The organism is Streptomyces sp. NBC_01317, from assembly GCF_035961655.1.
Taxonomy (GTDB): domain Bacteria; phylum Actinomycetota; class Actinomycetes; order Streptomycetales; family Streptomycetaceae; genus Streptomyces.
Genome location: NZ_CP108393.1, coordinates 717718 through 729861, shown reverse-complemented (window position 1 = coordinate 729861; position 12144 = coordinate 717718). Strand labels below are relative to the sequence as shown.

Annotated in this window: 11 protein-coding genes; 3 read left to right on the top strand and 8 right to left on the bottom strand. The window is 71.2% G+C overall.

The features are described 5' to 3' along the window. Positions 1 to 117: 117 nt before the first annotated feature. Genes OG349_RS03070 through OG349_RS03055 form a run of 4 tightly spaced genes read right to left on the bottom strand, consistent with a single transcriptional unit; the run spans position 118 to position 4239 of the window. On the bottom strand, positions 118 to 1386 hold the full coding sequence (locus OG349_RS03070; RefSeq protein ID WP_327233092.1) for a glutamate synthase-related protein: 1269 nt from the start codon (positions 1384 to 1386) through the stop codon (positions 118 to 120). Continuing rightward, positions 1383 to 2399 carry an asparagine synthetase A gene (locus OG349_RS03065; RefSeq protein ID WP_327233091.1) on the bottom strand — a complete coding sequence of 339 codons (1017 nt, stop codon included), beginning with the start codon at positions 2397 to 2399 and terminating at the stop codon, positions 1383 to 1385. Before OG349_RS03065 ends, OG349_RS03070 begins: the two co-directional genes overlap by 4 nt. Then, a complete protein-coding gene (locus tag OG349_RS03060) occupies positions 2396 to 3895 on the bottom strand; it encodes a methylaspartate mutase (RefSeq protein WP_327233090.1) in 1500 nt (499 codons plus the stop codon). The genes OG349_RS03065 and OG349_RS03060 overlap by 4 nt, the downstream gene beginning before the upstream one ends. Beyond that, a complete protein-coding gene (locus OG349_RS03055) occupies positions 3892 to 4239 on the bottom strand; it encodes a cobalamin B12-binding domain-containing protein (protein ID WP_442806188.1) in 348 nt (115 codons plus the stop codon). The genes OG349_RS03060 and OG349_RS03055 overlap by 4 nt, the downstream gene beginning before the upstream one ends. Positions 4240 to 4604: 365 nt before the next feature. Between OG349_RS03055 and OG349_RS03050 the strand changes: the two genes are divergently transcribed. Together OG349_RS03050 and OG349_RS03045 are read left to right on the top strand one after the other, a co-directional pair. Then, on the top strand, positions 4605 to 4886 hold the full coding sequence (locus OG349_RS03050) for a hypothetical protein (protein WP_327233088.1): 282 nt from the start codon (positions 4605 to 4607) through the stop codon (positions 4884 to 4886). Positions 4887 to 5026: 140 nt separating this feature from the next. Beyond that, complete coding sequence (locus tag OG349_RS03045; protein ID WP_161311378.1) at positions 5027 to 5239, top strand: MbtH family protein; 213 nt, start codon at positions 5027 to 5029, stop codon at positions 5237 to 5239. A 168-nt stretch (positions 5240 to 5407) separates the two neighbouring features. Here OG349_RS03045 and OG349_RS03040 read toward each other — a convergent pair whose 3' ends face one another. Both OG349_RS03040 and OG349_RS03035 read right to left on the bottom strand, forming a co-directional pair. Beyond that, the gene (locus OG349_RS03040) at positions 5408 to 6334 is read right to left on the bottom strand and encodes an ornithine carbamoyltransferase (protein ID WP_327233087.1); all 927 of its coding nucleotides are present in this window, start codon (positions 6332 to 6334) and stop codon (positions 5408 to 5410) included. Positions 6335 to 6439: 105 nt separating this feature from the next. After that, a complete protein-coding gene (locus OG349_RS03035) occupies positions 6440 to 7795 on the bottom strand; it encodes a helix-turn-helix domain-containing protein (protein ID WP_327233086.1) in 1356 nt (451 codons plus the stop codon). A 274-nt stretch (positions 7796 to 8069) separates the two neighbouring features. Here OG349_RS03035 and OG349_RS03030 point away from each other — a divergent pair, with 274 nt between their 5' ends. Continuing rightward, a complete protein-coding gene (locus OG349_RS03030) occupies positions 8070 to 11081 on the top strand; it encodes an AfsR/SARP family transcriptional regulator (protein ID WP_327233085.1) in 3012 nt (1003 codons plus the stop codon). Positions 11082 to 11170: 89 nt separating this feature from the next. On the opposite strand, the gene OG349_RS03025 is transcribed toward OG349_RS03030, so the two are convergent. Then, positions 11171 to 11461 (bottom strand): hypothetical protein, encoded by a 291-nt coding sequence (locus tag OG349_RS03025; RefSeq protein WP_327233084.1) that lies wholly within the window; start codon positions 11459 to 11461, stop codon positions 11171 to 11173. Positions 11462 to 11560: 99 nt separating this feature from the next. Continuing rightward, positions 11561 to 11989, bottom strand: a complete 429-nt coding sequence (locus tag OG349_RS03020; RefSeq protein ID WP_327233083.1) for a hypothetical protein — start codon at positions 11987 to 11989, stop codon at positions 11561 to 11563. Between the last annotated feature and the right edge of the window lie 155 nt (positions 11990 to 12144).

Here is a 12144-nt window from a genome sequence, read left to right as displayed (position 1 = left end):
TCGGATCTCGTGGTCTCGCGGCGTGCCGGGAGACCGACGGAGCCACGGTGGATGACGTGCGGATGGTGCGAAGTCGTGTGCGGAGTCGCCTGCGAGGTCGGTGAAGAGCGCGGGGAGTCAGCCGGTACGGGACACCGACACGGCCTCGGGAGGCAGCAGTACGTCGTCCGCTTCCAGGGCGTTCACGCGGTACTTGCCCAAGGAGCTGATCAGCAGGCGGAGTTCCAGGGCGATGCTCTCGGCCAGCCGTACGAGACCGGCGTCGGCGTCCTCGTCCACCGCGAGCAGCGCGGCCCGGCCGAGTCCGACGGCGCGCGCGCCGAGCGCCAGCGCCTTGGTGGCCCTGCCGCCCTCCCAGATCCGCCCGCTGGCGAGCAGGCAGTGGCTGGTGGGTCCGATACGGGCCAGGCACTCGCCGAGGGGCAGGCCCACCTGGCCGAGGAAGGCGTTCGGCGCCCAGCCGGTGCCGCCCTCCGCGCCGTCCACCGTGACGGAGTCCGCGCCGGCCGCCCAGGCGGTGGCCGCCGCGAGCGCCACGTCACGGCCGGGGTGCAGCTTCACCCACACCTTCACGCGGGGGAAGTTGTTGCGCATCAGCCGGATCTGCTGGCGCAGGATCTCCTCGGTGAAGGTGCCGGGGCTGCTGATCCGCAGGACCGCGTCGGTGTCCGCGCCGAACACCGCGTCCGTGGCGTACTGTCCGGCCACCCGGCCCGCCGCCTCGCGGCCCAGGACCGTGAGACCGCCGAGACCCGGCTTGGCGCCCTGGCCGACCTTCAGCTCGAAGGCCAGCCTGCCGGTGGCGAGCAGCGGCTCGGTGACCGGGTCGCTGTAGACCAGGTTCCACACCTCGGCGTCCGCGTCCTCGGTGGACTGCTGGACCACCACCCCGCCGTACTCCTCGTCCGCGGCGGCCGTGTAGGCGGCGATCCGGCCGAGCAGCGGGGAGGCGTCCGCGTCGGACGAGGCGCGGTAGCCGTTGACCGGCACCACGTTCTCGCCGATGACCATCGGGATGCCGAGCCGCCCGGCCTGCCGGCCCGCCGCCTCGCCCAGGTCGTGGCTGGCGACCTGCGTCGAGCCGAACGCCGATACGTACAGCGGCAGCCGCGAGGTGAACCCGCCGATCACCGTGTCGAGTTCGACATCCGTGTACAGCGGCTCCCTCGCCAGGTCGATGAGCTTCTTCAGCCGCTCCGGCATGAACACCGGGGGCACGATCCTGGCCCTCTCCAGCAGGTCGTACGGATCGTGGCCGGCCGGAGGCGCGCCCAGCAGGCCGGAGCCGTACGACTCCGGCGCGGGGAACACGGCCGCCGCCCCGTTCCTGGCCCGGTGCCGCACCTGTTCCTCGGGGAAACCGGCGGCGCTCAGTACGGTGCTCATGCCGACACCACTCCGGGGAGCTTCGGGTAGGCGCTGGCCTCCCAGGCGGCCGTGCGGCCGGTGACGTACCGGGTGAACCGCTCCAGGCCGATGCCGAACCCGGAGCTGGCGGGGATGCCGCGGCGGGCCAGGTCCAGGTACCAGCCGTACTTCGCCGGGTTCTCGCCGGTCTCCCGCATCCGCGTGACCAGCGCCGCGTAGACGTGCTCGCGCTCGCTGCCGCTGGCCAGCTCGCCGTACCCCTCGGGCGCGATCAGGTCGAAGTTCCGCAGCACGCCCGGGCGTTCGGCGTCCTCCTGGTCGTAGAAGCCGCGCGACCCCTTGGGGTAGTCCACGACGAAGAACGGACGGCTGGACTTGGCGGAGAGGATCTCCTCGCCCTCCCAGTCGATCTCGGCGCCCGGGTCCTGCGGATGGCCCAGCGCGACCAGGTCGGCGGTCGCCGCCGCGTGGGTGGTCCTGCCGAACGCGCCCTGGACGACCTCCCGGAACGCGTCCTTGTCCCGGCCGAGGAGTTCCAGCTCGCCCGGCATCTCCCGGACGACCTCGCCGACGACGTACGCCACCAGCCGCTCCGCCAGCTCCATCGCGTCCTCGCGGCGGGCGTCCCTGATCTCCACGTCGATCTGGTGGAACTCCGCGAGATGGCGGTGCGTGACCGCCGTCTCCAGCGGCTCCAGGCGCACGTTGGGCGCGATGTAGAAGATCTTGTCGAAGGCCATCAGCGACGCCTGCTTGTAGAGGATCGCGCTGGTCATCAGCTTGTACTTGTGGCCGTAGAAATCGATGTCGACCTGTTTGGAGCCCCGGATGCCCGGATCGGTGACCGGCCCGATCACCGGCGGTAGCAGCTCCTGGAAGCCCTGGCCGGTCAGGAAGGCCCGGGTCGCCGCGAGCATGCGGCTCTGCACCCGCAGCGTGGCACGCGTCGGCTCCGCCATCAGGTGCTGGTCGGGAGAGGTCGGGAACGAGGGCGTGGTGCGGCCGTCGCGCTCAGCGATCGAGCTGGTCATGGTGCTACCTCCTGGGTGTGCTGACGGTGGGCTGCCGGGCGACGGGCCGCCGCGGGAAGCGGGGGCCGGGAAGAGGACGGGAGCGGGGGCCTGGAAGACGAAGGCGAAGGCGTATACGCGTACGAAGACACCGGCGAAGACGGAGAGGAAGGGGCCGGGCGAACGACCCGGTCGTGCCGGCGCTGGACGAACGACAGCGCCTCGAACAGCCCGGCGGCCGTGAGCCGCCGGCCCCGGTCGGTGACATGCCCGATGGGCATCGCCCCGATCTCGGACCAGGTCAGCCGCCCCGACGCGTCGATGTGGCTCCGGCTGCGGCCCGCGTTGTCCGGGTGCAGGCAGAACGGCACGTCCAGATAGCCGCGGGCGAAGGCCCTCAACAGGGCCTGGCCCAGGTCACCGTCGAGGTCGAGCACGGCGTCCACCAGGGCGCGGGCCTCCGCGTACACGGCGTTGTCCGCCGCCTCCGGGGGCGGGACCGGCGCGGACCCGTCACGGGCGCCGGGCCGGTTCCGGTGCCGGGCCGCGGCCCGCGCGGCGACCCGCAGGGCCTCCACGTTCTCCGTGACCTTCGGGATGCGGTGCGCCTCGGCGGTCGTCTTCACGATCAGCCGGGCCGCCCCCGTCTCGACGGCCAGCTCGGCCGACCGCTCCAGGAGGTCCAGGGAACCGCTCCGGGTCTGCGGGTACAGCCCCATGTACGTGTAGAGGACGATGTGCCAGTCGGTGTCCGGCAGCAGTTCGGCGGCCAGCCGCCGCAGCGCGTGCACCGCGTCCCGGTCCTGCTCCTGGCTGGTCTGCTGGGCGTAGCTGAGCGAGATGCTGCGCAGCCCCGCCCGGTGGAAGAACAGCGCCTCCAGGGCGCTGATCGCCACGAGCAGCCCCGGCGGGCACAGCTGGCCGAGCATGCAGCCGCCGAAGGTCTCCAGGTGCGGTTCCGCCCCGGTGCCGCGCAGACCGGCCAGGAAGTCGCAGGTCTCCTGCCAGTTCCGTACGGAGTCCAGGAGCGGGGTACGTCCGTACGGCAGGCAGTACGAGACGGGCCCGCCCTCCGTCGCGTCCAGGCCGAGCCGCGCCAGGGCGGCGACGATGCGCTGGGGGCGTGCGGAGCCGTGCCGGATCTGTACGGGGAAGTCCGCGTCGCGGACGCCGTCCAGGACCCAGTGCGAGGTGTGCGGACTGTACGAGGTGAGGGGGAAGCCGTTGAGGGGGACTCCGCCGTTCAGGGCCTTCACCGCTGACGGTTCGTCATTGACCCGCGTGTAGCTGTCGATCGTCATCGTGCCGACGACGCCGTCCGCCGCGGCCTTGGTGGCCAGCAGGCCGGCCCGCATCAGCGCGGGGTCGGAGAACCCCATGCGGGGCTGGACCACGAGGGTGCCGCGGGCCTGCGACTCGGCGACGAAGCGGCCGAAGGAGCGCGGGCGCCGGTGAGTGGCGATCCGGCCGGCCGGGGCGGCGGGGGGCGGGACGTCCGTACGGACCGGTGCGGTCATCGTTCCACCTCTCGGGACAGTGAGCCGACGTACGACTCGAAGGCGGCGATGTTCACGCCGTCCTGGAAGACCGCGTCGAAACCGGCGCTCATCAGCTCGTCGGTCTGGTCCTGCTGACCACCGGAGACCCCGAGCTTCCCGCCGATGACGGCGGGCAGCCCGGCCAGTTCCCAGCGGGACCGGATCGCGCCGATCAGCGGCCTGGCGTCGTTGAAGCCGTGCCCGTTGACGCTGCTGACCACCAGCAGGTCGGGCTGGAACTTGCAGCAGGACTCGACGATCTCGTCCTCGGGCACACAGGAACCGAGATTGACCACCGTGTGCCCGAGGTCTTCGAGCAGCAATTGGATGTAAATGAGATTCCAGGTGTGCGCATCGGAGGGGAGTCCGGTGACAACAACATCCAGCGGCCCGGATCGATGACGAGCCGCCCATTCCGCAGGCTTCATTGTTCGCTTCGTCCACATCATTGGATGACAAGGGGAAAAGGAGGCCCTGGTGTGCCGGAACTTCCTTTCGGAGACCACCGTAGATTCGCCGGGGACCGGATTCCGGCGCCCCGTGCGGCAACCGCCCGGCAGGAAAGGAGCAGTTGCGTGACAGGACCGTGCCGGACGGCCCCGGGGGCGCGAGACTGATCGCACTGCGCTCGCAGAATTCAGCCTCCGGCTCCGTACCGACCGCCGGCGAACGACCGAGGAGTGATGACATGGCAGAGACCGGCCACAGTGTCCTGGTGGCGGACGTACTCGCGGACGTCCTGGAGGAGGTGCGGGAGCGGGTCGACCGGCGGGAGGCGCTGGGAGAGGCCCAGATCGCCGTGCTCGAAGCCGCGCTGAACATCGTCCGTGCCGGTCAGGCCGGGTTCGAGGGCCTGCCGCTGGAGCGCTCCGAGCTGGTGCGCGAGGCGCTCGGGGCGGTGCGCGCGGCGACCGTGGCGACCGGGGTCGCGTTCACGTACGCGCACCAGCGGGCCCGGATGCTCGCCTGACGGGGCGGCCGTGGTGCCGCCGATCTGCCTGGGCTTCTGCCCGGTGGAGCGGCGCCCGGCTCCTAGTCTTTGACTCAGCCGAACAACTCAGGCGCACCCCACGACCGAACGCTTACCTTCGTCCAACCGAGGTGGAGAACATGGCAACCAATCCGTTCGAGGACTCCAACGGCCGCTATGTGGTGCTGGCCAACGAAGAAGGCCAGTACTCGCTGTGGCCGGCCCGGATCCAGCAGCCCGCCGGCTGGGAGCTGATGAGGGACGAGGGCAGCAAGGAGGAGTGCGGGGAATTCATCGAGGCGAACTGGACCGATATGCGGCCGCGTTCGGTGGTCGCGGCGATGGGTGGCTGATCCCACCGGTTCCTCCCGTTTCCGAAGGGGCGGGTACGAGGCGCTAAAAGCCTCGTACCCGCCCTTTCCGCTACGGCGGGCTTTTCCCCGGCGGGGAGTCGCGGGAGCGGCACGCGCGGCGCCCCCGGCCTCAACGGCCGGGGGCGGAAGGCGCGGGAAGAGGCGCGGTCAGTCCTGGGCGCCCACCACACACCACTCCAGGACCGAGGCCGCCGCCGTCATCTTGTGGTGCGCCTGCCGCCACGCCAGGCTCGAAGGGCCGTCAAGGACCTCGTCGGTGACCTCCTCGCCCCGGACCGCGGGCAGGTCGTGCAGGAAGACGGTCCGCGGGCCGCCGAAGCGGTCCAGGAACGCGCGGTTGATCTGGAAGCCGTCGAAGTCGCTCAGCCAGTCGGGGTTCTCCTTCGTCACGCCCATGGTCTGCCACCGGCTGGTGTACACCGCGTCCACCGGGCCCTCGACCTCGTCGGCCGTCACGACCTGGCTCACCAGGGCCTGGCCGTCGCTGAGTTCGGCCACCAGGTCCAGGGTGTCCTTGGGCACCTCGTACCCGCGCGGGCACAGCAGGGTGAGGCGCAGGCCGGGGGTGAGCGCGGCGGCCAGCGCGAGGGCGGCCCCGGAGCTGTTGCCCTCGCCGACGGCCAGCAGGTGAACGCCGTCGAGAGAGCCGAACTCCTCGGTGAGCGTGGCGAGATCGGCGATCGCCTGGGTCGGGTGCTCGTCCAGGCTCAGGGCGTTGACGACGGCCAGGTCCGGGCTGCTGCCGAGCCGGCGGATCTCCTCCACGTCCCCGTTGGTGCGGACGACGAGGGCGTCGAGGTACTGCCCGAGGACCCGGGCGGTGTCCTCCACCGTCTCCCCGGTGCTGAGCTGGAGTTCGTTCGGGCCGAACGTGATCACGTCGGCGCCGAGGCGGGTCGCGCCGCTCCAGAAGGACGTACGGGTACGGGTCGAGGATTTGCGGAAGTAGACGCCGACCTGGCGCCCGGCGAGCGACGTCGCGTGGATGCCGTCACGGCCGAACTCGACGGCCCGGCCGACGAGGTGGTGCAGCTCGGCGGGTGTGAGGTCGGCGAGGGAGATCAGGTTGCGCATGGGGGCGAGGCCTTTCACGAGAGGGGGGAGGCGAGGGAAGGAGAGGAGGGAAGCAGAGGAGGGAAGGAGGGGAAGAGGAACGGGGAGTGGGCGGGCGGGCCTGACCTAGTCCACGAGCGCCTCGACCAGGGAGCCGCGCTCCCTCTCCTGCTCTGCCACGAGCGCCGCGCGGACCAGGTTGAGCACCGTGAAGCCCACCGGACCGCCGGGAGTTGTGGGGAGCTGGCGGATCAGCCCCCGTACCAGCAGGGCGTGCGCGTCGCGGGCGGTCTCCGCCAGCGACGTGCCGTTCGCGCGTGCCGCGTCGTCCACCGTCCACGGGTCGACCGGGGTACGGAGCAGGGCCGTGGCGCGCGGGCCGAGCCCGGTCACCGCCGCGGCGAGACGGTCGCTGAGGGTGGGACCGGCGGCGGGATCGGTGGGGGTGACCCCGTCCACCAGGACCAGCGGCACGGTGCGGGCGATGTCGAGGAGTTGCTCGGGGGAGTACAGCAGCAGCCAGGAGGCCGCGGCCTCCAGCGCCTGCGGAATGCCGTCCAGTGCCCGGCAGATGTGGGCCGCGGTGGTGGTGACGGTGTCCGTGGGGAGGAAGTCGGGCCGCATGTGGCTGACATGCGACAGCATCAGTTCCACGGCGGGCCGGTCCGTGACGAGGGAGTCGCCCGGCAGGGAAACGGCCAGGTCGGAGGGGGCGGGCACGGGCAGCGGAGCCAGCGGCAGCAGCCGGCCGCCGGGCAGCTGGACCGGCCGGCAGGTGGTCGTGAGGATTTTCACGCGCTCGCAGACGCGCAGCAGGTTGAGCAGCGGCCTGATCGCGGAGGGTGACGAATCGTAACCGTCCAGTATGATCAGGGTGGGCTTGTGCCCTATGACCGTGGCAAGTTCGTCCAGTTTCTCGCCGTCACGGACCAGCGACCGCACCCACCCCGTCATGGTCGACAGCGGGCTGTTCGCCGCCGCGCCGGTGGTCTCGGCCGCGCCGTCCATGGCGACCCAGAGCACCGGGACGCGGTCGCGGGAGTGGAGCACCGAAGCGGCCTCCTGGGCCAGCCGGGTCTTGCCCACCCCCGGCAGCCCCACCAGTGTCAGCAGACGCTCGTGTTCCGTGGACAACCGGGCTGTCAGCGCCTCCAGTTCGGGGCGCCGCCCCACCAGGGGGCGCAGGGGCGTGGGCGGCACGGCGAGGTCTGCTCCGTATATGTCCTGGAATACCCGCCCCACCGCCTGGGCGTCGACGGCGAGTTCGAGCTCGATCCGCCGTGCGTCGGTCAGGCGCATGGCGTTGGCGAGGAGTCTCAGAGTTTCTTTACGGGGATGTTGCACGCGGCCCAGCTCCAGGTCCCGAATGGCCCGTACGCTCACGGTGGAAAGCCCCGCGAGCTGTTCCTGAGTGAGCCCCGCCCGCCTGCGCGCATTCTGGAGCAGTATGTCAAGACCGGGCGCCGTCTGGGAATTCATCATTCTCTCCTTGGTCCCCAAAATCTCGGTAATGCGATGGCCGGTGACGCGATCTCCCAGGACGGTCCGAACGCGCCGGCCCGGACCGGTCTTTCCCCGGTCTGCTCACGCTCTGTATCCTCCGCGGCGGCGAAGGCCCGCCGTCGATGAACAGCTTGCAACGCGCCATTCCCGAACTCTTCCCGGCGCAGTACCGCGCTTTTCCTGGTAGGGGCTACGATCGCTTCGCGCTGGGGAGGGTCGGCGTGTGTGCAGAGCTGAGGGGGAGGGAGGCCGCATGACAACAGCGGCAGGTGATCGGCTGCGATTCAACATTCTTGGCCCGATCGAGGGCTGGTCGAACGGGACGCGACTGCGGCTCGGAGGAGTGATTCAGGAGCGAGTTCTGGCCACTCTGCTCCTGGACCCGGGAAAGGTGCTTCCCGTTTCCCGACTGGTCGAGGCGGCCTGGGACGAGGAGCCGCCGACCACGGCCTCCCACCAAGTACGCAAGGCCATAGCCGATCTGAGACGGCGGATACCGGGCGGTGCCGACGTCCTTCTCACCGACGGCCCCGGTTATCGCGTCGCCCTCGAACAGTGTGAAATCGACCTGGCCGAATTTGGACTGCTCACGCGCAAAGCGAAGATCGCGGCCGCCGAGAGCCGGCCCGCCGAAGCGGCCGAGATTCTGCGCGGAGCGCTCGCCCTCTGGCGCGGCCCTGTCCTGTCGGGCAGCGGCGGACCGGTGATCCAGGCGGCCTCCACCTCCATCGAGGAACGCCGGCTGACCGCCGCGGAACAGCTCTTCGAGCTCCATCTCGCGCTCGGAGAGGCCGCCGAACTGGTCGTGGACTTAAAAGATTTGGTCAATCAACATCCCCTGCGGGAGACCCTGCGCGGCCAGTTGATGGTCGCGCTCTACCGCTCCGGCCGCCAGGCGGAAGCGCTGGAGGAGTACGGCAAGGTCCGCGAGCTGCTCGTCGAGGAACTGGGCATCGACCCGGGGCCCCAGCTCACCAAGCTGTACGAGGGAATCCTGCGGGAGAGCCCCGAACTGGCAGGGCCGGGACCCGCGCCCGCGCCCGCCGCCCCCGTACCGCTGCCGGCGGAACCGCCCAGCACCCTCCCGTACGACCTGTCGGACTTCACGGGGCGTGAACGGGAACTGGCGGAGATCCTGCGCTGCGCCGGCGAAGGCAGTGACCAGGGCCCGCAGATCGTCGCCATCGACGGCATGGGCGGCTGCGGCAAGACCTCCCTCGCCGTACGCGCCGCGCACCGCCTCGCCCCCGACTACCCCGACGGCCGGCTCCACATCGACCTGCGCGGCTACACCCCCGGCGACCAGCCGGTGACCGCCGGCACCGCGCTCGACAGCCTGCTGCGGGCCCTCGGCATCCCGGGCGACCGCATCCCCGACGACGTACCGGCCCGTACCGCCCTCTGGCGCGCGACCCTGATCGGCAGACGGCTGCTGATCCTCCTCGACAACGCGGGCGACGCGGCCGGCATCCGCCCGCTGCTGCCCGCCTCCTCGGGCTGCCTCGTCCTGGTCACCAGCCGCGCCCGCCTGGTCGACCTGGACGGCGCGCAGTGGATCTCCATCGGCGTGATGCCGCCCGAGGAGAGCGCCACCCTGGTGGCCGAGACCCTCGGCGCCCAGCGCGTGGCGGCCGAACCGGAAGCCGCCGCCGAACTGGCCCGGCTCTGCGGCCACCTCCCGCTCGCCCTGCGGATCGCCACCGCCCGCCTGCGCAACCGCCCGCGCTGGACGCTCCAGTACCTGGCGGAACGCCTGCGCGACGAGACCCGCAGACTCGACGAGCTCAGCTCCGGCGCCCGCAGCGTCTCCGCCACTCTCCGTCTGTCCTACCAGGCCCTGGACGACGAGTGCCGTACCGCGTTCCGGACGCTGGCCCTCCACCCGGGCGGCGACATGGACGTCCACGCGGCGGGCGCGCTGCTCGGCTCGGGCACCCGCGAGGCGGAGGACCTGCTCGAAATGCTGCTCGACGTGCACCTCGTACAGCAGCCGGAGATCGGCCTCTACACCTTCCACGATTTGGTCCGCAGCTTCGCGCAGAGCCAGCTCGGCGAGTCCGCCGAGGGCGAGGACGCGGTCGCGGTGGAACGTTTGCTCCGCTACTACCTGACCGCCACAGAAGGGGCCTGCGACCTCCTGTACTCCGGGCGGCGCCACCGCCCCACCGGGCTGCTCCCCTCCACGGCCGAACTGCCCGACCTGAGCACCGCCGACCGGGCCCAGGAGTGGTTCCTGCGCGAGCAGACGGCGCTCCTCGCGGCCGTCAAGCTCGCGGAAAGACGGGGCTACGACCGGTACGTCGTGTGCCTCGCCCGCAACCTTGTCTTCCAGCTCAACGCGCGTGGACACCTGGAGGAGTTCGGCGAACTGGGCCGGATCGCGGTCGCCGCCGCCGAGCGGTTGCAGGACCTGGCGCTGCTGGGAGTGAGCCTGTCCAACCTCGGCGTCGCCTGCTGGAAACTCGGCCGTTTCTCCGAAGGCCTCGACGCGGCCCGGGAGAGCCGGGACGTCGCGATCCGCCTCGGCGACCGGCACACCCAGGCCCACAGCGAGAGCATCCTCGGCCAGTTCAACAGCCTCCTCGGCAACTTCGCCGAGGCGCTGGGCCACATGGAGACGGCGATCGCCCACGAACGCTCGCTCGGCATCCCGCGCGCGGAGGCGGAGAGCCTGACGATCCTCAGCACCCTGTACGAACAGTGGGGCCGGTACGAGGAGGCACGGGAAGCGGCCCAGCGGTCGGCCGAACTGAGCCTCCAGCTCGGACAGCATGAAGGACTGCCCGGCGCCATCACGGATCTGGCCCTGGCCCACATCGGCCTGGGGGAGTACGACGAGGCGGACCGCTGCCTGACCGAGGCGCGCGCGCTGTACGGCGACACCGGGAACCAGGTGAACCTGGCGCTGACCCTGGCGCTCTCGGCGGATGTGGAGGACCGGCTCGGAAGGCCGCCCCGGACCCCGGACCACGCGGAGTACGCCCTCCAGCTGATGCGGACCAACTCCTCGCCGCTGCGGCGCGCCAAGGTGGAGAACACGGTGGGCCGGCTGCGGCTGCGCCAGGGGGACGCGGCGGCGGCGCTGGCCCTGCACCAGCACGCCTTCGACCTCTCCGCGGCCATCAGTTACCGCATCGAGGAGGCCTACGCGTTAGCGGGGATGGCCGAGGCCCTGGGCGACACGGCGGAAGCCGGCGTGCACCGGGCCGCCGCCGAGAAGCTCTTCGCCGGGATGGGAGTGCCGGCGGACCGCCGCCGTACCTGACGGCACGCGCCGGACAGCACCGAGCCCCGTACCGGAACTCCGGTACGGGGCTCAGCTGTTCGGGGTGAGCGGGTGGGACGGGGAGCGGTTCAGAGAGCGGCGGACGTGGGTCCCTTGTCGTCGTTGGTGACGGCGATCACGGTCGGGCCCTTGTCGTCGGCGAGCACCACGGTCGGGCCCTTGTCGTCCGCCGGGACGAGGGTGGGTCCCTTGTCGTCGGCGGGGACGCCGGGGCCGGTGATCGTGGGGCCCTTGTCGTCGGCGACAACCTGCTGGGAACTCTGGGGGCCCTGCGTGTGTCCCGCCTCGGCCACCGTGCCGAAGCCGAAGGCCAGCGTTGCCGCGATGATCCCGAAGAGTCCAGCAAGCTTACGTCCCATGGTCCCGCCCCTAAGTTGGTGTTTGCGGGTGTTCGCGGTGTTCCGCTTCCCGACACCACTGATGTTGCTGGCGGGCGTTCCCTGACCGTTCCCGCCCCGTTACCTGCCGGGGGAACCGTCGCGGGAACGGTCCAACACCAGGTAGTGCGGCCCCAGTTGGCAGGCGGCCACCCGGGGTCCGCCGGGGGTGAGCACCACATGGGTACGGGCAGGGCCCGACTCATGGCCGGCGAGGTCGAGCAGCGATCTCACGAGCGAGCGGAGCACGGCGCGCTCCGTCTCGTCCAAGCCCGCGGTACCGGTGTCCGGCGCGGGCGGCAGCGCCAGGATCCCGGCCACGGTGTGCATGCCGTTCTCGGTCTCGGTCTCGACACTGAACTGGGGGCCGTCCAGGGACTCCTGCGCGGCGTACGGCTCGGGACGGCCACCCGACGCCACGCGCTCGGCCCACCGTTCCACGGTGGACAGGTCCTGTAGGGCGTGGCGCAGATTCGCCCTGTCCGGCGAATGATCCCTGGGGTTCTTCACGGGAGTACTCCTTCTGTGCAGACAACTACGTGACAACCCTCGCCCGTCCGGGTCCCGTCGGCGTCCCGTTCCGTTCCCGCGCCCTTCCCGTTCCGGTGTTCGCGAAGGGAACGCGGAGGTAATCCCCCGACGCATGCTGACCCCGTTCGATTCAG

Bases quoted from the DNA above. Each gene is read 5' to 3' on its own strand.
- OG349_RS03070 (WP_327233092.1), bottom strand. From the start codon at position 1,386: ATGAGCACCGTACTGAGCGCCGCCGGTTTCCCCGAGGAACAGGTGCGG.
- OG349_RS03065 (WP_327233091.1), bottom strand. From the start codon at position 2,399: ATGACCAGCTCGATCGCTGAGCGCGACGGCCGCACCACGCCCTCGTTC.
- OG349_RS03060 (WP_327233090.1), bottom strand. From the start codon at position 3,895: ATGACCGCACCGGTCCGTACGGACGTCCCGCCCCCCGCCGCCCCGGCC.
- OG349_RS03050 (WP_327233088.1), top strand. From the start codon at position 4,605: ATGGCAGAGACCGGCCACAGTGTCCTGGTGGCGGACGTACTCGCGGAC.
- OG349_RS03045 (WP_161311378.1), top strand. From the start codon at position 5,027: ATGGCAACCAATCCGTTCGAGGACTCCAACGGCCGCTATGTGGTGCTG.
- OG349_RS03040 (WP_327233087.1), bottom strand. From the start codon at position 6,334: ATGCGCAACCTGATCTCCCTCGCCGACCTCACACCCGCCGAGCTGCAC.
- OG349_RS03035 (WP_327233086.1), bottom strand. From the start codon at position 7,795: ATGATGAATTCCCAGACGGCGCCCGGTCTTGACATACTGCTCCAGAAT.
- OG349_RS03030 (WP_327233085.1), top strand. From the start codon at position 8,070: ATGACAACAGCGGCAGGTGATCGGCTGCGATTCAACATTCTTGGCCCG.
- OG349_RS03025 (WP_327233084.1), bottom strand. From the start codon at position 11,461: ATGGGACGTAAGCTTGCTGGACTCTTCGGGATCATCGCGGCAACGCTG.